General features: G+C 64.0%; 23 protein-coding genes. 18 read left to right on the forward strand and 5 right to left on the reverse strand.

What is annotated here, in order from left to right; translation table 11 throughout:
• Positions 1-76: 76 nt before the first annotated feature.
• Together secG and MUN85_RS06235 are read left to right on the forward strand one after the other, a co-directional pair.
• A complete protein-coding gene (gene secG, locus MUN85_RS06230) occupies positions 77-322 on the forward strand; it encodes a preprotein translocase subunit SecG (RefSeq protein ID WP_092564514.1) in 246 nt (81 codons plus the stop codon).
• 5 nt (positions 323-327) lie between these two features.
• A complete protein-coding gene (locus tag MUN85_RS06235) occupies positions 328-687 on the forward strand; it encodes an RNA polymerase-binding protein RbpA (protein ID WP_250505889.1) in 360 nt (119 codons plus the stop codon).
• On the opposite strand, the gene pgl is transcribed toward MUN85_RS06235, so the two are convergent.
• The 5 genes from pgl to tkt all read right to left on the reverse strand — a co-directional run bounded on the left by pgl (position 684) and on the right by tkt (position 7,261).
• Positions 684-1,472 (reverse strand): 6-phosphogluconolactonase, encoded by a 789-nt coding sequence (gene pgl / locus MUN85_RS06240; RefSeq protein ID WP_250505890.1) that lies wholly within the window; start codon positions 1,470-1,472, stop codon positions 684-686. The two genes, MUN85_RS06235 and pgl, sit on opposite strands and share 4 nt — an antisense overlap.
• Complete coding sequence (locus MUN85_RS06245; RefSeq protein WP_250505891.1) at positions 1,472-2,398, reverse strand: glucose-6-phosphate dehydrogenase assembly protein OpcA; 927 nt, start codon at positions 2,396-2,398, stop codon at positions 1,472-1,474. Before MUN85_RS06245 ends, pgl begins: the two co-directional genes overlap by 1 nt.
• Positions 2,399-2,414: 16 nt before the next feature.
• The gene (gene zwf / locus MUN85_RS06250) at positions 2,415-3,962 is read right to left on the reverse strand and encodes a glucose-6-phosphate dehydrogenase (protein ID WP_250505892.1); all 1,548 of its coding nucleotides are present in this window, start codon (positions 3,960-3,962) and stop codon (positions 2,415-2,417) included.
• Between the two features lie 78 nt (positions 3,963-4,040).
• Positions 4,041-5,165, reverse strand: coding sequence for a transaldolase (tal, locus tag MUN85_RS06255; protein ID WP_250505893.1), 1,125 nt, complete (start codon positions 5,163-5,165; stop codon positions 4,041-4,043).
• Positions 5,166-5,167: 2 nt separating this feature from the next.
• Entirely contained in the window at positions 5,168-7,261 is a 2,094-nt protein-coding gene (gene tkt, locus MUN85_RS06260) for a transketolase (protein ID WP_250505894.1), read from the reverse strand.
• 138 nt (positions 7,262-7,399) lie between these two features.
• Between tkt and MUN85_RS06265 the strand changes: the two genes are divergently transcribed.
• From MUN85_RS06265 to nusB, 16 genes are all read left to right on the forward strand, one after another.
• Positions 7,400-8,338: a heme o synthase gene (locus MUN85_RS06265; RefSeq protein WP_250505895.1), complete on the forward strand. Its 939-nt coding sequence runs from the start codon at positions 7,400-7,402 to the stop codon at positions 8,336-8,338.
• 15 nt (positions 8,339-8,353) lie between these two features.
• The gene (locus MUN85_RS06270; RefSeq protein WP_250505896.1) at positions 8,354-9,286 is read left to right on the forward strand and encodes a site-specific tyrosine recombinase XerD; all 933 of its coding nucleotides are present in this window, start codon (positions 8,354-8,356) and stop codon (positions 9,284-9,286) included.
• A 532-nt stretch (positions 9,287-9,818) separates the two neighbouring features.
• Complete coding sequence (locus MUN85_RS06275) at positions 9,819-10,205, forward strand: hypothetical protein (RefSeq protein ID WP_143180374.1); 387 nt, start codon at positions 9,819-9,821, stop codon at positions 10,203-10,205.
• Between the two features lie 53 nt (positions 10,206-10,258).
• Positions 10,259-11,626 carry a replication-associated recombination protein A gene (locus tag MUN85_RS06280; RefSeq protein WP_250505897.1) on the forward strand — a complete coding sequence of 456 codons (1,368 nt, stop codon included), beginning with the start codon at positions 10,259-10,261 and terminating at the stop codon, positions 11,624-11,626.
• A gap of 130 nt (positions 11,627-11,756) precedes the next feature.
• Positions 11,757-12,380, forward strand: coding sequence for a 30S ribosomal protein S4 (rpsD, locus tag MUN85_RS06285; RefSeq protein WP_092564484.1), 624 nt, complete (start codon positions 11,757-11,759; stop codon positions 12,378-12,380).
• A gap of 73 nt (positions 12,381-12,453) precedes the next feature.
• The gene (locus MUN85_RS06290; RefSeq protein ID WP_092564481.1) at positions 12,454-12,804 is read left to right on the forward strand and encodes a DUF948 domain-containing protein; all 351 of its coding nucleotides are present in this window, start codon (positions 12,454-12,456) and stop codon (positions 12,802-12,804) included.
• Entirely contained in the window at positions 12,804-12,947 is a 144-nt protein-coding gene (locus MUN85_RS06295; protein ID WP_250505898.1) for a hypothetical protein, read from the forward strand. Before MUN85_RS06290 ends, MUN85_RS06295 begins: the two co-directional genes overlap by 1 nt.
• 9 nt (positions 12,948-12,956) lie before the next feature.
• Positions 12,957-15,638, forward strand: a complete 2,682-nt coding sequence (gene alaS, locus MUN85_RS06300) for an alanine--tRNA ligase (RefSeq protein ID WP_250505899.1) — start codon at positions 12,957-12,959, stop codon at positions 15,636-15,638.
• An 11-nt stretch (positions 15,639-15,649) separates the two neighbouring features.
• Entirely contained in the window at positions 15,650-16,090 is a 441-nt protein-coding gene (gene ruvX / locus MUN85_RS06305) for a Holliday junction resolvase RuvX (RefSeq protein ID WP_250505900.1), read from the forward strand.
• Between the two features lie 14 nt (positions 16,091-16,104).
• Positions 16,105-17,265 carry an endolytic transglycosylase MltG gene (gene mltG, locus MUN85_RS06310; RefSeq protein WP_250505901.1) on the forward strand — a complete coding sequence of 387 codons (1,161 nt, stop codon included), beginning with the start codon at positions 16,105-16,107 and terminating at the stop codon, positions 17,263-17,265.
• The gene (locus MUN85_RS06315; protein ID WP_250505902.1) at positions 17,258-17,914 is read left to right on the forward strand and encodes a prepilin peptidase; all 657 of its coding nucleotides are present in this window, start codon (positions 17,258-17,260) and stop codon (positions 17,912-17,914) included. The genes mltG and MUN85_RS06315 overlap by 8 nt, the downstream gene beginning before the upstream one ends.
• A 12-nt stretch (positions 17,915-17,926) precedes the next feature.
• The gene (gene aroC, locus MUN85_RS06320) at positions 17,927-19,120 is read left to right on the forward strand and encodes a chorismate synthase (RefSeq protein ID WP_250505903.1); all 1,194 of its coding nucleotides are present in this window, start codon (positions 17,927-17,929) and stop codon (positions 19,118-19,120) included.
• Positions 19,120-19,635 carry a shikimate kinase gene (locus MUN85_RS06325; RefSeq protein WP_250505904.1) on the forward strand — a complete coding sequence of 172 codons (516 nt, stop codon included), beginning with the start codon at positions 19,120-19,122 and terminating at the stop codon, positions 19,633-19,635. The genes aroC and MUN85_RS06325 overlap by 1 nt, the downstream gene beginning before the upstream one ends.
• Positions 19,636-19,695: 60 nt before the next feature.
• Positions 19,696-20,265: a hypothetical protein gene (locus MUN85_RS06330; protein WP_250505905.1), complete on the forward strand. Its 570-nt coding sequence runs from the start codon at positions 19,696-19,698 to the stop codon at positions 20,263-20,265.
• 121 nt (positions 20,266-20,386) lie between these two features.
• Positions 20,387-20,950, forward strand: a complete 564-nt coding sequence (efp, locus tag MUN85_RS06335; protein WP_092564457.1) for an elongation factor P — start codon at positions 20,387-20,389, stop codon at positions 20,948-20,950.
• Between the two features lie 3 nt (positions 20,951-20,953).
• On the forward strand, positions 20,954-21,847 hold the full coding sequence (gene nusB, locus MUN85_RS06340) for a transcription antitermination factor NusB (RefSeq protein ID WP_250505906.1): 894 nt from the start codon (positions 20,954-20,956) through the stop codon (positions 21,845-21,847).
• Positions 21,848-21,910 lie beyond the last annotated feature (63 nt).

Raw genomic sequence — 21,910 nt, forward strand, 5'->3', positions numbered from 1 at the left:
TTATTGTTGATCTTTGGGTCTACGCTCGCCTTCGGGCTGCCCATTGGACGAACGAACAGTAGAAACGGGTCTCATCGTGACCGCACTGCGGATTATCTTGGACATCTTCCTGGTGATCACCAGCCTCTTTTTGATTTTGACGATCCTCATGCACAAGGGTCGCGGCGGTGGCATGTCCGACATGTTTGGCGGCGGGCTGTCCAGCTCCTTTGCGTCCTCCGGTGTCGCGGAGCGTAACCTCAACCGCATCACCATCGGGGTTGCGCTGGCGTGGACGATCACCATCATGCTGATCGGTATCGTCACGCGATACGCGGGGTAGGGCCCGTGACGTCGACGAACTCTATCCGCGGATTTCGCGTCGGCTCTTACACCAGCCACGAAAACGATGCCGGCCAGCCGCTAGCCCAGCGCTTCAGCGTCCAGTATTTTTGCGCCAGCGGCCACGTCACGGAGCCGTCCTTCTCGATCGATGCCGATCCGGAAGAAATCCCCGAGGAATGGACCTGCACCAGCTGCGGGCTACCGGCCGGCCGCGACGCGAGTGCGCCCCCGGCTCCGCCCAAGAACGTGCCGTTTAAGACGCACCTGGACTACCTCATGGAGCGGCGCAGCACCGATGAGTGCGAGGAACTGCTCGCCGAGGCCCTCGAGGGGCTTCGTAAACGTCGCGGCACCGCCCGCTAACGCTCCTTGGCCCCGCCAGCTTCGATGAGCTGGCGGGCGCTCACGTCACTGAGCACCGTTGTACGGTCGGTCAGGGCCAGGCGCGCCGGCACCTCAAGAGCCGCGGCGCTGGAAGGCGCGGGAACATTGACGCGCGTCTGCTCGCCATCAAGGCTGGCGCCGGCTAGCAAAGCTGCCGCTGCAGCATGCTTCTCTTGCCCGGCAAACAGCAGGACGATTTCGGCTGCAGCGCGCAGCCTCGAACCACTCATCGTCACGCGCTGTGGCGGCGGCTTGGGGGAGTCGAGCTCGGCCAGAGCGTCTGCCGAATCCTCAAGGACCTGCTCGTGGCCAGGAAACAGCGACGCGATATGGCCATCGGGGCCCATCCCGAGAAATACGATGTCAAATTCGACGCCGGCGAGCTCACGAGCATAGCTCGCGGCCGCGTCCTCGGGCGAGGCAGCCTCCTCGGGGCCTGGCACGAGGTGCAGGGTGGCACCGCTGAGCGCGCCCGCCATTGCATCAAGCGCCTGGCCCGAGTTACGGTCCTCGTCGCTGCGCCCGACGAATCGTTCATCGCCCCACCACAGGTGCACGCCCGCAAGGTCCTGCGGCAGCCGCGCGGCGAAGCGCTCGCTCGTCAGGTTGGCGAGCATTGCGATACCGAGGCTCCCGCCCGTCAGGACGAGATCGGCGCGGCCGCGCGCGCCAAGCGCGCGGTGCATGGCGGCAAGGAGTCGGTCGGTGGCGGCCTGGCTGACCGCTTCGGGGCCGTCGAAGGCACACCAGGTAACGTTCGCCATTAGCGTTCCACCATCGCAATCCCGCGAGTCACAACCTGGGCGTACATATCATCCGGATCCAATCGCCGAAGGTCCTCGGTCAGGCAGTCGGCAACGGAGCGCCGGGGCAGGTTCACGCGCTGATCTTGCCGGTTGGGGTGGGATAGCGTCGCCACGGACTCGCCGTCGGGCCGGCGGATGACGAGCTCGCCGTCAGCGCGCTGCAGGACGACCTCGGTCAGGGTGCGGGCGCCGTCGACGGCTTCGAGCTCGACGGTGATATCGAGTTGGACAGCGAGCCACCCGGCCATGAGGTGCATGGCGGGCTGGTCGAGGTTGCCACGAACCTTGGCGGCCGTGATCTCACCGTGGGGGCGTTCCTGCACAAGGGTGACCGCCAGGGCGCGCCAGAGCGTGATGCCGGCCCAGGCGAGGTCGGTGTCGCCGGGGTGGTAGTTCAGCGCGAGGCGCTCGAGATAGTCCACGGGGTTGTCGTTGTGACGCGAGTCCGTGATGCGGCGCGTGGCGAGGTTGCCGAGCGGGTGCTCCTGGGGGGAGTCCGGCCCGACCTCCGGCCACCACACGACGACGGGCGTGTCCGCGAGCAGCAGCGGCATGACGAGGGTGTCGAGGTCCTCGCACGCGCCGCCCTTGGGGTACAGGACGACGACCTCGGAGGCGCCCTCATCCTCGCCGACGTGAATCTCGGCATCGAGGCGGGAATCGCAGGAGGCTTCGGCCTGCTCATCGTGAACGATGACGACGACGCGGCACGGGTGGGCGCGGGAGGTCGCCGCGGCCGTCGCGATGGCGTCTTCGACGTCATCGGCGTGGGGCGCTACCGCGAGCAGGGTCAGGACCCGGCCGAGGGTGACGGAGCCGGCGTCGACCTTAATGGTGTTGAGCTCGACTGCGATATCGACGGTGTTGGTGTTTTCAAGTTTCATCGTGCCTCGTCCTTCCCTACGGGATGCGCCAGGTGCGGCCATCGTTGGCGAGCATGAGATCGGCGGAATCTGGCCCCCACAACCCCGGGCGATAGTCCTCGGGCGGGCCTTGCTTCGCCCAGTGCTTGACCACCGGGTCGAGGATCTTCCAGCTGAGCTCGACCTCGCTTTGGCGCGGGAAGAGCGGCGCATCGCCACGCAGCACGTCCAGGATCAATCGCTCGTAGGCCTCCGGGGAGTTCTCGGTGAACGCCTCGCCGTAGTCGAAGTCCATCGTGACATCGCGGATCTGCATCGCTGTGCCCGGCACCTTGGAGCCGAAGCGGATCGTCACGCCCTCATCGGGCTGGATACGAATGACGAGGGCGTTTTGCGCCTGCTCCGAGACGTCGGTGTTGTCAAAGGGCATGTGCGCATTGTGCTTAAACACGAGCGCAATCTCCGTGACGCGCTTACCCAGCCGCTTGCCCGTGCGCAGGTAAAACGGCACGCCCGCCCAGCGCCGGGTATTGATGTCCACGCGCATCGCGGCGTAGGTCTCCGTCGTGGAATCATCGGGCACGCCCTCTTCATCGACGTAGGCCGTCACGAGTTCGCCCGCCTGGCGGCCGGCGACGTAGCGACCGCGGGCCGTGTGGGCCGACAGATCGCTCGGCAGGGTGACGCTTGCGAGCACCTTTTCCTTTTCCGTGTGCAGCGCAGCGGCCGAGAAGTTAATGGGCTCCTCCATTGCCGTGAGGGCCAGCAGCTGCAGCAGGTGGTTTTGGATGACGTCGCGTGCGGCACCGATGCCGTCGTAGTACCCGGCGCGCGATCCAATCCCGATGGTCTCGGCCATCGTGATCTGGACGTGGTCGACGTAGTGCGAGGACCACAGCGGTTCCCAAATTGAGTTGGCAAAGCGCATCGCGAGGATGTTCTGAACGGTTTCCTTGCCGAGGTAGTGATCGATGCGGAAGATCGACTCCTCGGGAAAGACCTTGCGGATCGTCTCGTTCAGCTCGATCGCGCTGGCAAGATCATGACCGAAGGGCTTTTCGATGACGACTCGGCGCCAGGCCCCGGACTCGCGGGTGCCTTCGGGCGCATCATCGTTCACGAGACCGGACTTCGCGAGGTTTTCGCACACTGGCCCGAACCAGTCGGGCGGGATCGAGAGGTAGAAGGCGTGGTTGCCGCCGGTGCCGAAGTGCTCGTCCAGTTCGGTCACGACGTCGGCGAGCTTATGGAAGGAGTCCAGATCGTCGAAGGAGCCTTCGACAAAGCGCATCCCCTCGGCGAGGTGATCGAAGGTGGCTTGGTCAAAGGGGGTGCGCGCGTGTTCGCGGATCTGCTCTTCGACGAAGGCCACGAAGCTCTCCCGGCCCCAGTCGCGCCGGGCAAAGCCCGTCAGGGCGAAAGCTGGGTGCAGCAGGCCACGGTTGGCAAGATCGTAGATTGCGGGCAGAAGTTTTTTGCGGGCGAGATCGCCCGTGATCCCGAACATCACCATGCCGCACGGCCCCGATATGCGTGGCAGGCGTCGATCGTCGGGGTTGATGAGGGGGTTGTGCCAGTCGGCCATCGATTCTCCTAGTGGCAAAGCAGGGGCAGACGAATCGCTCGGGCGGGGCGCGTGATAGCCCCGCCCGAGCGGTGGGAGTTAGGCGGAGGCGTCGTCGATGCCGACCTGGACGGCCGCAATCAATTCGTCCCAGGAGTCCTCGAACTTCTTCACGCCTTCGGCTTCGAGTTCACTAAAGACGTCCTCGAGCTCGATGCCGAGCTTGTCGAGGGAGGCCAGGACCTCCTCGGCGTCGGCGATATTCGGCGTGACGGTGTCCTCCGGAATCTCGGTCAGCTCGCCGACGGCCTTGAGCGTGTCGCGCGGCATCGTGTTGACCGTGTCAGGAGCGACGAGGCCGACGACGTACTTCGTCGCCTCATAGCTCGGGTCCTTCACGCCCGTGGAGGCCCACAGGGGACGCTGGACGTGGGCTCCGTCGAGCTCGGTGAAGCGCGGCTGCGAGAAGGTCTCCTCGAACGCCGCGTAGCACACGCGGGCGATCGCGAGTCCCACTTCGCCGCGCAGCTCGGCGGCGCGCTCGTTGCCGGCTTCGGCGAGCTTATCGAGCAGCGGATCGACCTTGGCGTCGGTGCGCGAGATGAACAACGAGGCAACCGAGCGGATGGCCGACAGGTCCACGTGATTGCGCGCCGCAGCGTGCAACCCGTCGAGGTAGGCCCCCATGACGGCGCGGTAGCGGTCGGGGGAGAAGATCAGCGTGACGTTAACCGATATGCCCTCGGAGATCGCCTCGGCGATCGCGGGCAATCCTTCGACCGTCGCGGGAATCTTCACCAGGAGGTTCGGCCGATCGACGAGATGCCACAGCATGCGGGCCTGCTCGACCGTTGCCGCCGTATCGTGGGCGAGCCGCGGATCGACTTCGATGGAGACGCGGCCGTTGAGGCCGTTGGTTTCTTCGAAGACGGGCGCGAGCAGGTCGCAGGCCTGTTGCACGTCTTGGACCATGAGCGCGAGCGCAATGTCCTCCGTCGAGTGCTCCTCGCCGGAGTCCAGGAGTTCACGGATGCAGGGCGCGTAGACCGCGCCGTCTTTCAGCGCGGCCGCAAAGATCGACGGGTTCGTCGTCACGCCGACGACGTTGCGCTGCTCGATATCCGTCTTCAGGGCGTTCTTATCGCTCGGATCAAGCGCCGACTTGGACAGGTCATCGAGCCAGATCGCGACGCCGCGCGCGGAGAGTTCTTCGTAGGGATTCATACCTAGTCCTCCTGCTGGAGCGCGGCCAGGGATTCGCGGGCCGCGGTCACGACCGCGTCGGCGGTGATGCCGAACTCGCAGTAGAGGGTCTCGTAATCGGCAGAAGCGCCGAAGTGTTCGAGGGAGACCGAACGACCCAGGTCACCCACGTAGGGGCGCCATGGGGCGGCAAGGCCAGCCTCGACGGAGACGCGGGCGCGCACGCTTGGCGGCAGCACCTCTTCGCGGTAGGCGGCATCCTGCGCATCGAACCACTCCATCGAGGGCATCGAGACGACGCGCGTGGGTGTGCCATCGGCCTGCAGGGTCTCGCGGGCCTCGAGGGCCAGCTGAACCTCGGAGCCGGAGGCGAGCAGGATGACCTCGACGTCGCCATCGGCTTCGGCCAGGATGTATCCGCCACGATCCACGCCCTCGGCCGGTGCGTAGGTTTCGCGATCGAGGACGGGCACGTTCTGACGGGTCAGGATGAGGCCGGTCGGACGGGCATCGCGCTTGAGCAGCGAGAGCCAGGCCTGGGCGGTTTCGGTCGCATCGGCCGGTCGGACGATATCGAGGTTCGGGATCGCACGCAGCGCGGTCAGGTGCTCGACGGGCTGATGCGTCGGGCCGTCCTCACCCAGGCCGATCGAATCGTGCGTCCACACGTAGGTCACGGGCACACCCATGAGGGCGGCCAGACGCACGGCCGCGCGCATGTAGTCGGAGAACACGAGGAAGGTGCCGCCGTAGGGGCGGGTGAGGCCCTCGAGCGCGATACCGGACAGGATCGAGCCCATCGCATGCTCGCGGATACCGAAGTGCAGGGTACGACCAAAGACGTTGCCCGGGAACATCTCCGAGGAGCGATCCGCCGGCAGGAAGGACGGCTCGCCCTTCATCGTCGTGTTGTTGGAGCCGGCGAGGTCGGCCGAACCGCCCCACAGCTCCGGCAGCGGCTCCGCTAGAGCGTTGAGCACCTCGCCGGATGCGGCGCGGGTGGCCAGCGAATCCTTGCCCTCGAAGGTCGGAAGCTTGGAGGCGAGATCCTCGGGCAGGGTGCGGGCGACGAGCCGGTCCAGGAGCTTCTTGCCCTCGGGGTTCTTCTCGGCCCAGGAATCAAAGGTGGGCTGCCATTCTTCGCGTACCTTCTTGCCGCGCTCCGCGGCCCGCTCGCGCAGCGTCGAAATGAGCTCGGGATCGACGTCGAAGGTCTTGTTCGGATCGAAGCCGAGGATTTCCTTGGTCGCCTTGACCTCGTCCTCGCCGAGCGCGCTGCCGTGGATCGCGCCCGTGTCCTTCTTGTTCGGCGCGGGCCAGCCGATGATGGTGCGCAGGCGGATCAGGACGGGGGCATCCGTCGTCTCGCGGGCTTCGATCAGAGCGCGGTAGAGCTCTTCGATGTCCTCGTGGTATTCGTCGCCGGAACGCCAGTCGACCTCGAGAACCTTCCAGCCGTAGGCGCGGTAGCGCGCCGAGACGTCTTCGCCGAACGCGATGGACGTGTCATCCTCGATCGAGATCTGGTTGTCGTCCCAAATGACGACGAGGTTGCCAAGTTCCTGGGTGCCGGCGAGCGAGGAGGCTTCCGAGGTCACGCCCTCTTGCAGGTCGCCATCGGAGGCAATGACCCAAATGTCGTGATCGAACGGGCTCTCACCGAGCGGCGTATCGGCATCGAGCAGGCCGTGCTCGCGGCGGGTTCCCATCGCCATGCCGACGGCGGAGGCAAGACCTTGGCCCAGGGGACCGGTCGTGATCTCGACGCCGTCGGTGTGCTTGTACTCGGGGTGGCCGGGCGTCTTGGAACCCCAGGTACGCAGCGATTGAAGGTCCTCAAGTTCGAGGCCAGTACCCGTCAAATACAGCTGAATGTACTGCGTGAGCGAGGAGTGGCCCGCGGACAGAACGAAGCGGTCACGGCCGAGCCACAGGGGATCGGCAGGGTCCAGTCGCATGACCTTGTGGTAGAGCAAATATGCCAGGGGAGAAAGCGACATCGCGGTTCCCGGGTGACCATTGCCCACCTTCTGCACCGCATCGGCCGCGAGAACGCGTCCGGTATCGACGGCGAGCTGATCGAAGTCATCCCAAGTGAACTCTGGCGTGGTGGGCATGTGTTCCTCGTTTCCGTTGTCTCGAGTGATGTGAGCGGACTAACCGCACGCTTCTCCCATCGTATGCGCCTTGGCCGGGATGCGCGTCCATTGGCCAGGTACAGTAGGGGGACCACCGTCCAAGGAGTCATTATTTTCGTGCCCGATCGCTCCACAATGCCCGAGCGCACGTCCTCGCGAACCTATTCGCGAGGTGACGTGATCCGCGGGTATATTGCGTTGACGAAGCCGCGCATCATCGAGTTGCTGCTCGTCACGACGATCCCGACGATGATCTTGGCGGCGCGAGGCTGGCCGGGCACCTGGCTCATGCTGGCGACCCTCATCGGTGGCACGGCGGCCGCGGGAGCGGCCAATACCTTCAACATGGTCTATGACCGCGATATCGACGTGCTTATGGGCCGCACCCGGGCGCGTCCGATTCCAGCGGGCATCGTCAGTGCGCGCGGCGCCACGATCTTTGGTTTCGTTCTAGCTGCCGCCTCGATCGCGTGGTTCGCGGTCTTCGTGAATTGGGCCTCGGCGGCGCTGGCACTTGCCGCGATCGTGCTCTATGCCGTCGGCTACACCATGATCTTGAAGCGCCGCACCTCACAAAACATCGTGTGGGGCGGCGTCGCGGGCTGCATGCCGGTGCTCATCGGCTGGTCAGCGGTTACGGGATCCCTCGCGCTCGCGCCCTTCGTCCTCTTCCTCGTCGTCTTCTTCTGGACGCCGCCGCACTACTGGCCGCTATCCATGCAGTTCAAGAAGGACTACGCCAAGGCGGGTGTGCCGATGCTGCCGGTCGTCGCCTCCAACGTCACGGTGGGCCGCAACATCCTCATCCACACCGCCGCGATGATCGCCTGCACGCTGGCGCTGATCCCGCTCGGGGACATGAGCTGGTTCTACACCGTCGTCGCGGTTGCCGCCGGTGCTTGGTTCACGAACTCAGCAATCCAGCTCTACCGGCGAGCGCTGCACCCGGAGCGGGGCCGGCTCGCCGCGATGCGGGTCTTCCACCACTCGATTACCTACCTGTCGCTGATCTTTCTGGCGGTCGCGCTCGACCCGTTCATCGCGCGACTGTTCTAGCGGCTACGGGCGCTCATGGCAGGTCAACTAGCGCGAAGCGTCGAGGAATTCTTGGCCCATCTGCGCGTGGAGCGCACTCTGTCGGACAACACCGTCGGCGCCTATCGTCGCGATCTCACCCGCTACGTCGATTTCCTGCAGGCTCGGGGCCGCAGCGCTGCTGGACAGATCACGACCGAGGACGTCTCGAGTTTCGTTCATGCGCTGCGCACGGGAAGCGATGGTGGAAGTTCACTGGCCGCCCGATCCGTGTCTCGCGTCATCTCCGCGGTTCGGTCCTGGCACCGATTCCTGCACGCCGAAGGCCTGGCCCCCGACGATGTCGCGGCCGAGGTATCACCACCGGCTCCTAAGGCAGCCCTGCCCAAAGTCCTCACCATCGACCAGATCAGCGATCTCATCGCACATGCCGCTGTGGGCGAGGAGGCACTGGACCGGCGAGACGCCGCGTTTCTTGAATTCCTCTACGGCACCGGGGCACGCGTCAGCGAGGCATGTGAGCTTGCCGTGGACGACCTCGATTTTGAGGACCGTGCCGTGCGGTTGTTCGGCAAGGGCCGCAAGGAGCGGATCGTTCCGATGGGCCAGGCGCTCATCGATGCGCTGGGGGACTATCTCACGCGAGCCCGCCCGCAACTGTCGGCCGCCGGTCGAGGCGCGGCCGTGGTCTTTCTTAATGCCTGGGGCAAACCGCTTACCCGGCAGGCGGCCGGTGCCATCGTCCGCCGCCACGCCGAGGCGATCGGGCTTCCGGGTCCGGTCACTCCTCACATGCTGCGACACAGCTATGCTACACATCTGTTGTCCGGCGGGGCAGATGTTCGCATCGTCCAGGAACTGCTCGGACATGCAGATGTCGCCACGACGCAGATCTACACCCACGTGTCCATTGATCACCTGCGAGAGGTCTACGCCACGAGCCATCCGCGGGCGCATTTTAGGACGTAGCAGAGAATTCAACTTCCCACATATTGAGATGGTCTTGGGTAGAGTAAACCAGAACAAATAAGATTCCAGAAAATCACAGGCAAAAAAGGGAGGGGGATAATATGCTACGCATATCAACGATTGCTAGTGCTATCGCAATTGGGCTGGCTGGTACAATTATTAATGCTGCTAGTCCTCTGGTCGAAGACGACATAGTATCGAATTCCATGTCTCTTGAACTGACACCGCAGCAAGTTCGCTGTCAACCGTTGGATGGCTCTCCTCTAAAGTTCATCCATCAAGATCGTCAGCTGATAGAACGCGACATTCAATGTGGAACGGGAACCAAACTCTACTTCGCTGCCCTTGGTCGCGCATACACTGTCACGAAACACGCAGCTAAGCAAGCGAGTTTGAGGCGCGCTGATCTCTACAAGATTGCGAAGTCTGCTACTACGGTCAAACGCATGAATGGCTATATCTATATTTCCTACGGCCCCTGGAAAGTTGTGATACACCATCGAAACGGAACGATCGTGACGGTGAAGCCCCGATGAAACTTGTTCATGCGGACGATTTCGATCCAGTGGCCGATGTCTTGAGCCTTGAATTCGGGTGCCAAGCACAACATTCCGTATTCTTCGAATCGCCATTGTGCTGGCTTATTGTCGGCTATGCACAAAGCGAGTTGACGGATATTGAGATTCTCGATGCAGTAGATAGAGTATTTGGTAAGGCATTGCCATCGCAAGCGCGAATTGATACGGCATCGTGTGAACAAGACAGAAATCATTGGCGTATCACGTTTTATGACGAACCGGTTTCCAAGGAGATGGAAGCATATTCTGAAGATCGCACGTGGCACGCAACGAGCTCATGGAATGCTACGGGTACGTTGATATCGCTTACCATTACTCGTTTCAGCAGACTGCCACGATAGCGCTTGTTGTCAGGGAACGGGCGGCGATTGAAAGCGCTCGATACCATGGCCACATGAGCACCCCCGATCTGTTTTCCGCCGCCGGGCACACATCCCCGGGCGATCTGCCCGCGGCCAATGCTCCGCTAGCCGTGCGGATGCGGCCACGGGAACTGGGGGAGGTGGCCGGTCAGGAACACGTGTTGAAGGCAGGTTCGCCGCTCCGACGCCTGCTCGATCCGCAGGCACCGGGAAGCCCATCCTCGATCATCCTTTTCGGCCCGCCCGGTACCGGAAAGACCACCCTCGCCTACCTCATCGCACGAACCTCAGGGCGAAAGTTCGTGGAGCTTTCTGCGGTCAGTGCCGGCGTCAAAGATGTCCGAGCCGTCGTTGATCAGGCTCGGCGAGACCTCGCAACAAGCGGCACCGAGACCGTCCTGTTCGTCGACGAGGTCCACCGATTTTCTAAATCCCAGCAAGACGCACTGTTGCCGAGCGTCGAAAACCGGATCGTGACACTGGTGGCAGCGACGACGGAGAACCCGTCGTTTTCGGTGATTTCCCCGCTGCTGTCGCGCTCCTTGCTGCTCACCCTGCAGCCGCTATCCGATGATGCCGTCGCCTCGCTCATCGATCGCGCTCTTGCCGACGACCGCGGCTACGGCGGCGACCTGGCGATCGAGGACGCAGCGCGCGAGATGATTGTGCGACTGGCCGGATCTGATGGCCGCAAATCCCTCACAATCCTGGAAGCCGCCGCCGGTACTTCCCAGGCACGTGGGGCGAAGGAAATCAGCGTCGCGGACGTGGAGGAATCCATCGATGAGGCCGCCGTGCGTTACGACAAGACCGGCGACATGCACTACGACGTCATCTCGGCGTTCATCAAGTCGATGCGCGGCTCGGACGTGGATGCCGCACTGCACTACCTCGCGCGCATGGTGGTGGCGGGGGAGGACCCCCGTTTCATCGCGCGCCGCATCGTGATCTGCGCCTCCGAAGATGTCGGCATGGCAGACCCGACGGCACTGACAACCGCCGTTGCCGCCTACGAAGCGGTCGCCTTCCTCGGGATGCCCGAGGCACGGATTCCGTTGGCCCAGGCCGTCGTCCACATCGCCACGGCTCCGAAGTCCAATGCCGCCTATCTCGCGATCGATGCGGCGATCGCAGACATTAAGCGCGGCAAGGCCGGCAGCGTACCGTTCCACCTGCGAGACGCTCACTACTCCGGGGCAAAAGATCTCGGCCACGGGGTGGGCTACCAGTACTCCCACAACCACCCCCATGGCATCGCGGCACAAGAGTATTTGCCTGAGTCCCTGGCCGATGCTCGCTATTACGAGCCCACATCCCACGGTCACGAGAGGGATATCACAGCCAGAATGCAGGCAATCGAGCGGTATTTGCGGCCGGGGGGCTCGAAAACCGAGGCCTAATCCTGCTAGTCTGTCGTGGTTGCCCGATTCGCTCGGGCTCCTGGGGTCTTAGCCCGTGCGGCCGGCCCCACCGGACGGCGGAATGCCGCCCGGTGACCTTGTTCAAGAACCAAGACAGGAGAAGCTTTCTATGGCTATTTCTCGCACTCGTCGCCAGGTGCGCCTCTCGCGCTCTCTCGGCCTGCCGCTGACCCCCAAGGCTCAGCGCTACTTCGAAAAGCGCCCCTACGGCCCCGGTGAGCACGGCCGCGCCCGTCGCCGCTCCGAGTCCGACTACGCCGTTCGTCTGAAGGAAAAGCAGCGTCTGCGCGCCCAGTACGGCATCCGCGAGTCGCAGCTGCGCCGCGCCTTCGAGCAGGCCCGCAAGGAGCCGGGTCTGACCGGTGAAACCCTGGTCGAGACCCTGGAGTGCCGCCTCGACGCGCTCGTCCTGCGCTCGGGCATTGCCCGCACCATCGCCCAGGCCCGCCAGGCCGTCGTGCACCGCCACATCCTCGTGGACGGCAAGCTCGTGGATCGTCCGTCCTACCGCGTCAAGCCCGGCCAGGTCATCCAGGTCAAGCCGAAGTCGCAGACGATGGTCCCCTTCCAGATCGCCGCAACGGGCGAGCACCAGAAGGTGCTGCCGGATGTTCCCGGCTACCTGGACGTGCAGATCGAGAAGCTGCGCGCCGAGCTGACCCGCGCCCCGAAGCGTGACGAGGTCCCCGTGACCTGCGACGTTCAGCTCGTCGTCGAATTCTACTCGCGCTAATTCAGTCGACGATGCCCCGGGCCGGTCCAGCCGGTCCGGGGCATCACGCAATATAGCCGCCCTAAGGAGCGACATGGATCTGGCAGGAATCGCAGGCCTCATTGCCGCGGGTGCGTTCGCGGTCCTCGTGGCCTTCACCTGCGTGGTACTGCTGAAAGCCGCCACCGTGCTCACCCGCATCGCCGATAGCGTCGAAGAGATCTCGGCCTCGGCCGCAGGCGTGGTGAAGGAAACCGGCGAGACTCTCGGCGAAGTACGCCATCAGCTCGCCAAGGTCGACCTGGTGACGACGGCCGCCGCAGAAACGACGACCAATATCTCCGCCACGACCACCCTGATTTCTGCGACGATCGCCAGGCCCCTGATCAAACTCGCGGCCTTTTCCACCGCCGTGCGGCGCGTCATTTTGCGTCGGGATGCCTAATGCGCTCACCAAAGCAGATCCTGAACGAGTTCCGGCTCGTCATGGCCGCCGAAGAAATGCGGCTGCGGCACATCCTGCTGCAGGAAACCACCCAGCCATCTACTACTGTTGAGGACGAGGAAACGTCCGTAACGAGATTGTGAAAGACCGAGATGCGTACCACCGACATTCGCACCCGCTGGCTTGACTACTTCAGACGGCAGGATCACCACATCGCTGAGTCCGTCTCACTCGTCTCGCCGGACCCGTCCCTACTGTTCACCGTCGCGGGCATGGTTCCCTTCATTCCCTATATCGTCGGCACCGAAGAAGCGCCCTGGCCGCGCGTCGCCTCCGTCCAAAAGTGCATCCGCACCAACGACATCGACAATGTCGGATTGACGACCCGCCACGGCACGTTCTTCCAGATGAACGGCAACTTCTCCTTCGGCGATTACTTCAAGGAAGGCGCCTCAACGATGGCGTGGGAGCTGTTGACCACCTCGATCGCCGACGGCGGCTATGGTCTGGACGGCGACCGTATCTGGGTCACCCTGTGGGAAGAAGACGCCGAAGCCTATGACGTGTGGAGCCGCATCATCGGGCTCGACCCGCGCCACATCGTCAAGCTCACGCGCGAAGAGATTTTCTGGGACACGGGTCAGCCCGGCCCGGCCGGCCCCTGCGCCGAAATCCACTACGACCGCGGCCCTGACTTCGGGCCCGAGGCGGTCGGCGGCACCGTCGATCCGGGCGGCGACCGCTACCTCGAAGTCTGGAACCTCGTCTTCGATCAGTACCTGCGAGGCGAGGGCAGCGGCTCGGACTACCCCTTGATCAAGGAACTCGATCAAAAAGCGATCGATACCGGCGCCGGCCTGGAGCGCCTGGCCTTCTTGCTGCAAGACAAGGCCAACATGTACGAGATTGACGAGGTCTGGCCCGTCATCGCGAAGGCACAAGAGATCACCGGCAGGCGCTATGGCGCCATCGATGCTGACGACGTGCGGATGCGCGTCGTGGCCGACCACGTCCGCTCGGCCCTCATGCTCGTCGGCGACGGCGTGCGCCCCGGAAACGATGGCCGCGGCTACGTGCTGCGCCGCATCATCCGCCGCGCCGTGCGCGCGATGCGACTGCTCGGCGTCCAGGAAGCGACCATGCCCGAGCTGCTGACCGTTTCGCGCGATGCGATGAGCAGCTCGTATCCGAACGTCGCGAGCGATTTCGATCGGATCTCGCAGATCGTATACGCCGAGGAAGAGGCATTCGCTCGCACCCTCGGCGCTGGCACGACGATCCTCGATACGGCCGTCAAGCGCGCGAAGGACGACGCCTCACACACGGTCAGCGGCCAGGAGGCCTTCCAGCTGCACGACACGTACGGATTCCCGATCGACCTCACCTTGGAGATGGCCCGCGAACAGGGCGTCAAGGTCGATGAGGAAGCCTTCCGTGCCCTCATGACCGAGCAGAAGGAGCGCGCCCGGGCCGATGCTCGCGCGAAGAAGACCGGGCACGTCGATACCCAGCTCTACCGCGACATCCGCGCCGAGGTCGGCCACGATGTCACCTTCCTCGGCTACACCGAGACGACGACGAGCGCGAAGGTCGCGGGTCTGCTGCACGACGGCGTAAGCCAACCTGCGGCGACGGCCCCGGGCGAAGTCGAGGTCGTGCTCGACCAGACGCCGTTCTACGCCGAAATGGGCGGCCAGCTCGCCGACCACGGCTACATCCGCCTCAGCGGCGGCGGCATCGTCGAAGTCCACGACGTCCAGCAACCCGTGGCGGGGGTGCGGGTCCACCGTGGCACGCTCATCGAGGGCGACATTCACGTCGGCGAGAGCGCCGTCGCGGAGATCGACGTGCTGCGCCGACGCCAGATTAGCCAGGCCCACACCGCGACCCACATGGTGCACAAGGCGCTGCATGAGTTCGTGGGGGAGCAGGCCACCCAGGCCGGCAGCGAAAACTCGCCCTCGCGGATGCGTTTCGACTTCCATCACACCTCCGCGGTCCCGGCCTCCGTCATGGGCGAGATCGAAGAACGCGTCAACGCCCGACTGGCGGATAACCTCGGTGTCACCGACGAGATCATGAGCCTGGACGAGGCGCGCGATTCCGGCGCTGTTGCCCTGTTCGGCGAGAAGTATGGCGACCGTGTGCGCGTTGTCGACATCGGCGAGGGCTGGTCGCGCGAACTGTGCGGCGGCACCCACGTCCCGCTGACCGGACACATCGGCCGCATCGACGTGCTGGGGGAGGGCTCCATTGGTTCGGGCATTCGCCGCATCGAAGCGCTCGTCGGCGCCGGCGCGTACGCCCACCAGGCCAAGGAACGCCTCATCATCTCCCAGGTCACCTCCCTCGTGGGTGGCCGGTCCGAGGACGCGCCCGAGCGCATCTCGAGCCTGCTCGAGCGCGTGAAGAAGGCGGAAAAGGAACTCGCAGCCCTGCAGGCCTCCCAGCTGCTCTCGCGCGCAGGTGACATCGCCAATACGGCCTATGAGATCGCGGGCGTGACCGCGGTCGTCTCCTCGGTCGGCACGGTTTCTTCCGCCGACGATCTTCGCGCCCTCGCCCTGGACGTGCGCCAGCGCCTGGCCGCCAAGGGGCCCGTCGTTGTCGCCCTCATCGGGGAAGTAGCGAACAAGCCCATGGTCGTGGTTGCGACGAACGAAGGCGTGCGCGAGCGCCAGCTCATGGCTGGACCATTGGCAAAGCTCGCGGCCGCGCGACTCGGCGGCGGCGGCGGCGGCAAGCCGGACCTCGCCCAGGGTGGCGGCGTGGATCTGTCCAAGGTCTCCGAAGCCCTGGCCGCGCTGAAGAACGCGATCGCGGAGCACCACTAGTGCGTCGCGGCGTGAGTGTAGCGATCGACGCCGGCGGGCGGCGCATTGGCGTCGCCCGCTGCGATAGCGACCGCATTCTCGCGCTGCCCGTTGCGACGGTGACAACCGATCGCTACGGTGGCCACCTCGATGAACTCGTCGATATTATTGCCGAGCTTGATGCCGTCGATATCTTTGTGGGACTTCCGGCACACCTCTCGGGTGCCGAAGGAGCCTCCGCGCAGGCAGCTCGAAGGTTCGCCAAAGCGCTGAGAAACCGCATTGGTTTGCCGATTCGGATGGTCGACGAGCGCCTGACCACCGTGCAGGCCCACGCCCATCTCAGCGAGGCGGGACGCAGCACGAGGAACCGCAGGAGCGTGATTGATCAGGCATCGGCGGTAGTCTTGTTGGAACATGTATTGGAAGCTGAACGGCGAACGGGTGAGATCCCGGGCCAGCTGGTGAAGTGAAGGACGAGTTGCCGGTGCCACGAACTGACCACAACCGCGCACAGCAGGATCGCCGATCCCGCCGCGACAACATCCGAGCTCGTCGCCGCGCGCGCCGAAATCGGTCGATCGTTGCCGTGATCGTCTCGGTCGCCGTCCTTGCCGTCGCCGCGTGGTTTGTCACGCCGATCGTGCGCGATCTGCTTCGTAGCTCCACGACGACAACAATCACCGACTATGAACCCGGCGGAACCGGGGAAGACGTCACCGTCACGATTCCCGAGGGCGCTACCGGCGGCCAAATGGGTCAGATCCTCAAAGACGCCGACGTCATTCATACCCCCGCGACTTTTGCGACGGCCTTCGCCGAAAACGAACGCTCCTCGCGCATCCAGCCCGGCACGTACAAGCTACGAACCAAAATGAGCGCCGCCGAGGCCGTCAACGCCCTGCTGGACCCCGTCAATCGGGCGGACGCAGCCCTGACGATTCCCGAGGGCTTCCACGCCGACCAGGTCTACGAGCGCGTCGCCAAACAACTCGATATCCCGCTCGACGAGGTCAAGGCAGCTGGCGCCGATAGCGAAGCGATCGGGCTACCCGGCGAGGCCAAGGGGAACCCCGAAGGCTGGTTCGCCGCCCAAACCTATAGTTTTGCCCCCGGCACGAGCGCGACCGAGGCACTAAAGCAGATGGTCGCGCGGACCGTGACCATGCTCGAAGGACTGAAGATCCCCAAGGATCAGTGGCAGGAAACCCTGACCAAGGCCTCGATCGTCGAGCGTGAGGTGCCGCCCTCCTACTACGGCGAAGTCGCGCGCGTGATCGAAAACCGCCTGGCCGATACCGGGGGACCGACGGTGGGGCGCCTCCAAATGGACTCGACCGTGCTCTATGGCCTCGGCAAGCGCGGGGGAGTGCCGACACGCGACGAAGTTCGCAAGGACACCCCGTACAACACCTACATCCACGCGGGCCTGCCGCCCACCCCGATCGGTGCCCCATCCAAGGCCGCGATTGAAGCGGTCCTGAACCCGCCCGCGGGTGACTGGATCTACTTCGTCACCGTCGACCTGAACTCGGGCGAGACCCTGTTTACCGGCGACTACGAGGAACACAAGCGCAACATCCAAAAACTGCGTGACTGGCGCGACGCCAATCGTGACGAAACTTCGGGACCGACCGACGATGAATAATTCAGCGCCGCCGCCTCCACCGGAGACGAACGCTGGAGTCCTATCCGTCCCGATTTCCCTTTCGACTTCGCTGCCGCGGCAAATCCTCGGCATTTGCGTAGGCGCAGCCCTGGCGGGAGCCGCCGCCTACTTCGCGGCCCAAGGCCACCGGATGAGCCTCGGCGTCGCGATCACCGTGACCGCCATCTACGCCCTCCTCGGGGGCGCGGCAGGGTGGGCAGCGCTAATCGATATCACCGAGCATCGCCTGCCTAATCGACTGACGTACCCGCTCATTCCGGCGGTCGCGCTGTGCGCACTCGTCCTTGCGATTGTCTCGGGACAGGGGCATCGCTTGAGCGCCGCCCTCATCTCCGGGGTCATCGCGGGCAGCCTGTTTTTCGTCGCGGCGCTCGTCGCGCCCACCGGTATCGGTATGGGCGACGCGAAGTTCGCCGTCACCACGGGCGCGATGGCCGGCTGGTGGTCCTACGTGACCGCAATGTGGTCGATCTTTGGGGCGTTCTTCCTGGCCGCCCTCGTCGCTCTGGTGCTCATTGTCATTCGGCGCGCGACCGCCAAAACCCCGATCGCGTTTGGTCCCTTCTTGTTTCTCGGAGCCGTCCTAGCCATCTGGTGGAATGTGTCGGCTTCGCCGTTTAGTTGGTGAAAGACTGAGGCAATGTTCAGCTGGTCAACCGCGGGTGAATCACACGGGCAGGCACTGGTCGCCATGGCGCAGGGCGTGCCGGCCGGAGTGCAGATCACGAGCTCAGATATTGCTGCGGCGCTGCACCGCAGGCGCCTGGGTTACGGCCGCGGCGCGCGGATGAAGTTCGAGCAGGACGAGGTCAGCCTCCTCGGCGGCGTCGTGCACGGACAAACTCTCGGCTCCCCGGTTGCGCTCACCATCGGGAACACCGAATGGCCCAAGTGGACCGAAGTCATGAGCGCGGATCCCACTGAAGAGCCGCCCAGCGGCGCGCGCGCCAAAGCTCTGACTCGCCCCCGTCCCGGCCACGCTGATTTTGCCGGTATGGCGAAATACGGGCACCTCGACTGCCGCCCCATCCTGGAGCGCGCCTCGGCACGCGAAACCGCGGCACGGGTCGCGCTTGGCACTCTGGCCGAAGCAATCATCGAACAGATCGGTGACATCCGCGTCGTCAGCCACGTCATCGAATGCGGCTCGGTCCGCCTGCCCGATAATGGACTCCGCCCCGGCCCGAACGACACGACGGCGCTTGATACCACCCAGGTGCGCTGCCTAGATGAAGCGACCGACGCCGCGATGGTTAAGGAGATCGATAGCGCTAAAGCTGCGGGCGATACCCTCGGCGGCGTCGTCGAGGTCATTGCCTACGGCGTGCCGGTCGGACTCGGCAGCCACGTCGAAGCGGAACGCCGACTCGACGCACGCCTGGCCGCTGCCCTCATGAGCATTCAAGCCATCAAGGGTATCGAGATCGGCGACGGCTTCGCCCAGGCCCGTTTTCGCGGCTCCGCAGCCCACGACGAGATGACGCCAACCCAGCGCCTGACGAACCTCGCCGGAGGTATCGAAGGCGGCATGTCTAACGGTTCGCCGATCGTCGTACGCGCGGCGCTCAAACCCATTTCATCCGTACCCCGCGCGCTGCGCACCTTCGATGTGACCACCGGCGCGGAAGACGTCGCCATCAACCAGCGCTCCGACACCTGCGCGGTCGCCCCCGCTGCCGTCGTGGCCCAAGCAATGGTCGCACTCGTGCTCGCGCAATCATTGCTGGAAAAGACCGGCGGTGATTCCGTAGCCGAATGCCGACGAAATCTCGCCTCCTACCTCGAGAACCTGCCAGAGAGCATTAAGGCCGTGCTTTCTGGGGGAGAGCGCTAATGCCGATTATTGCTCTCATTGGTCCTCCCGCCGCCGGTAAAACGACGGTCGGCGAGGCCCTAGGCGGACGCCTCGATATTCCCTTTGTCGACGCCGATGAAGAAATTGAGCGCCGCAGCGGGTACACCCCGGAATCCCTCGCCGTCGACCTTCCGCCCCAAGAGGCGTTGTCGATCCTTTCCAAGACGCTCGGCGAGATTCTTGGTGACCTTCCGGCTGATGCTGTCATTGCCCTGCCCTCGCGAATCATCGAGGTCCAGGATGCGGGCGAGCTGCTTTCCGGGCTGCGGGTGGTCTTTCTGGACGTCGATTTAGCGACTAGCTTTCCACGCACCGGCCTTGGTGCGCCGCGGCCGGTCGGCTTCGTCACCCCGCGTTCACTGTGGCACCAGATGTTGATCGAGCGGCGACCGCAATATACGTCGATTGCAGACAACACAATTGATGTGAGCGGAGCCACAATCGAGACAATTGTTGAACAGATCGTGGCTCTAGCTTTGATTAAGCCGGTTTAGAGCGTCCAAACTGGAGTATGTCTCTGCCATTACGCAACAAAAAGCTGTAGTATTTGGTACGTGTTTACGGTTGCAATATGTACGCGGCGGCCAGCTACCGCCGAAGATCTCAACGCGGTAGTCTCAGCTATCCGCACACCTATCGCTTCGAAGGATGAAACAGAAGCGGGGGAGGTCATCCTCCAGGTCGTCGATCCCGAAGCGGTCCTCCAAGCCATTGTCGCCGCCGCTCGACATACCGGCGTCTGCATTGGCGTCGGCGCAGACTCCGGCGAAGGACGCTCGCGTCTGACCGCACTCGATTTTGCGCGGCGCGCCCTGAAGCGGGCACGCTCTCGTTCAGGGGACATGCCCATCGTCATCTATGGTCGCGCCTCCGAGGCCGCGTCCTGGGCGACGGCCCTCGCGCAGTTGCTGCACTTCAGCCTCATGCGCCGTTCCGAGCCCGGGTGGGAAGTCGCCCAGCTCGTCTCCCGCGGAATCTCACAAAAGGATGCCGCATTAGACCTGGGCATCACCGAGCAGGCTGTCTCTCAGCGACTGCGTGCCGCGGGATACCGGGAGAGCCGGAATATCGAGCCGCTGCTCCTGTGCCTGCTCGAGCAGTCCGCCCGGATTCCGACCCGATAGGATCCGAGCCCACCCGCTAAACTCTTAGGTGGACGACATCCACCGAGCATTGAGTCCGTTGCCCACATGGGCAATGGACTCGATGTGTGTATGGACTACAACAACGTGAAAGAAGGACGACGTGGCAACAACCAATGACCTGAAAAACGGTATGGTGCTCAACCTTGATGGTCAGCTGTGGACGGTGGTGGAATTCCTGCACGTGAAGCCGGGCAAGGGCCCCGCCTTCGTGCGCACCAAGCTCAAGAACGTCCTCAGCGGTAAGACTCTCGATAAGACGTTCAACGCCGGGGTGAAGGTCGATACCGCAACCGTCGACAAGCGCGATATGCAGTACCTGTACAAGGACGGCGAAGACTTCGTCTTCATGGACACCTCCACCTATGACCAGATCACCGTCACCAAGGACACCGTCGGCGATGCAGCAAACTTCATGCTCGAAGGTCAGGACGCCATCGTCGCGATGCACGACGGCCAGGTGCTCTACATCGAACTGCCGCCGAGCGTCGTCCTCGAAGTGACCTACACCGAGCCGGGCCTGCAGGGCGACCGCTCTTCGGCCGGCACGAAGCCCGCGACGGTGGAGACCGGTTACGAGATCCAGGTGCCGTTGTTCCTCGAGCAGGGCACCAAGGTCAAGGTTGATACCCGTTCGGGCGAGTACATCTCGCGCGTCAACGACTAGCCGATGTCTCGTCCCAAGGATTTCACTCGGCGCACAAGAGAACGTCGGCGCGCGGTCGATGTTCTCTACGAAGTCGATCAGCGCGGCCGCGTATCCTCTCGCTCGATCGCGGCGATGGCCGAACGCCGCACCTCGGAGCACGCGACCCAAACGGGCCTGCCGGACTATGCCCGGCAAATCGTCGAGGGCGTAGCCGATCACCTGGACCACATCGACTACGCGCTCTCGCAGTACGCCCACGGCTGGACCCTCGATCGGATGCCCGCCGTGGATCGCGCCATCTTGCGCGTCGGGGTGTGGGAAATTCTCTATGAATCGGATGTCTCCGACCCGGTCGCCATCGATGAGGCCGTCAAGATCGCCAAGCTGCTATCGACCGATAAGTCACCCGGCTTCATCAACGGGCTGCTCGACACGATCGCCTCGGTCAAGGCTGGACTCATCGCGCAGGAGGCGGAGTTGTCCGCACCGGTTGACGATTATGAGCCGGCCTTCGATGAGGCCGACTTTGCCGGCGACGTTGATTTTGCCGACGAGGTCTATTCCGATGCGGAATACGGCGCCGACGATCTCGATGAGTACGGCTATGAGGCCGCATTGGATGACGGTGAGCCGCTCGGCGAGGAGGTGGCCGACCGGGAAGAAGTTGCCCCCGAGTCCGGCGAGTTCGACGATGTCCTCGACGATAGCGATGAAACCGTCGACTCTCATGACGCCGGTGATGAGCCCGAGGCAGCGCCAGCGCCTGGAGCCGAGGACGAACCCGAGCAGGACGACGAGGCTGGAGACGAGGCAGACGTGCCGCTGGAAGGCGACTACGCCTCGGCGCAATCGCGTTTGACCTCGGCGGCTGACGGTGATCAACCCACGCTGTTTGATGATTTAGACGAGAAGTAAACACCCGCGTCTCGATCTCACCTGCGGGCGGTTCCCATGCGCTAAGCTGGGGCCGCCCGCAAT

This window comes from Bowdeniella massiliensis, assembly GCF_023634005.1.
Lineage (GTDB): Bacteria > Actinomycetota > Actinomycetes > Actinomycetales > Actinomycetaceae > Bowdeniella > Bowdeniella massiliensis.

What these genes read in the sequence shown, in the direction of transcription:
- pgl (WP_250505890.1), bottom strand. Translation starts at nt 1,472, where the DNA reads ATGGCGAACGTTACCTGGTGTGCCTTCGACGGCCCCGAAGCGGTCAGC.
- MUN85_RS06245 (WP_250505891.1), bottom strand. Translation starts at nt 2,398, where the DNA reads ATGAAACTTGAAAACACCAACACCGTCGATATCGCAGTCGAGCTCAAC.
- zwf (WP_250505892.1), bottom strand. Translation starts at nt 3,962, where the DNA reads ATGGCCGACTGGCACAACCCCCTCATCAACCCCGACGATCGACGCCTG.
- tal (WP_250505893.1), bottom strand. Translation starts at nt 5,165, where the DNA reads ATGAATCCCTACGAAGAACTCTCCGCGCGCGGCGTCGCGATCTGGCTC.
- tkt (WP_250505894.1), bottom strand. Translation starts at nt 7,261, where the DNA reads ATGCCCACCACGCCAGAGTTCACTTGGGATGACTTCGATCAGCTCGCC.
- MUN85_RS06270 (WP_250505896.1), top strand. Translation starts at nt 8,354, where the DNA reads ATGGCAGGTCAACTAGCGCGAAGCGTCGAGGAATTCTTGGCCCATCTG.
- MUN85_RS06275 (WP_143180374.1), top strand. Translation starts at nt 9,819, where the DNA reads ATGAAACTTGTTCATGCGGACGATTTCGATCCAGTGGCCGATGTCTTG.
- MUN85_RS06280 (WP_250505897.1), top strand. Translation starts at nt 10,259, where the DNA reads ATGAGCACCCCCGATCTGTTTTCCGCCGCCGGGCACACATCCCCGGGC.
- rpsD (WP_092564484.1), top strand. Translation starts at nt 11,757, where the DNA reads ATGGCTATTTCTCGCACTCGTCGCCAGGTGCGCCTCTCGCGCTCTCTC.
- MUN85_RS06290 (WP_092564481.1), top strand. Translation starts at nt 12,454, where the DNA reads ATGGATCTGGCAGGAATCGCAGGCCTCATTGCCGCGGGTGCGTTCGCG.
- MUN85_RS06295 (WP_250505898.1), top strand. Translation starts at nt 12,804, where the DNA reads ATGCGCTCACCAAAGCAGATCCTGAACGAGTTCCGGCTCGTCATGGCC.
- alaS (WP_250505899.1), top strand. Translation starts at nt 12,957, where the DNA reads ATGCGTACCACCGACATTCGCACCCGCTGGCTTGACTACTTCAGACGG.
- MUN85_RS06315 (WP_250505902.1), top strand. Translation starts at nt 17,258, where the DNA reads ATGAATAATTCAGCGCCGCCGCCTCCACCGGAGACGAACGCTGGAGTC.
- aroC (WP_250505903.1), top strand. Translation starts at nt 17,927, where the DNA reads ATGTTCAGCTGGTCAACCGCGGGTGAATCACACGGGCAGGCACTGGTC.
- MUN85_RS06325 (WP_250505904.1), top strand. Translation starts at nt 19,120, where the DNA reads ATGCCGATTATTGCTCTCATTGGTCCTCCCGCCGCCGGTAAAACGACG.
- nusB (WP_250505906.1), top strand. Translation starts at nt 20,954, where the DNA reads ATGTCTCGTCCCAAGGATTTCACTCGGCGCACAAGAGAACGTCGGCGC.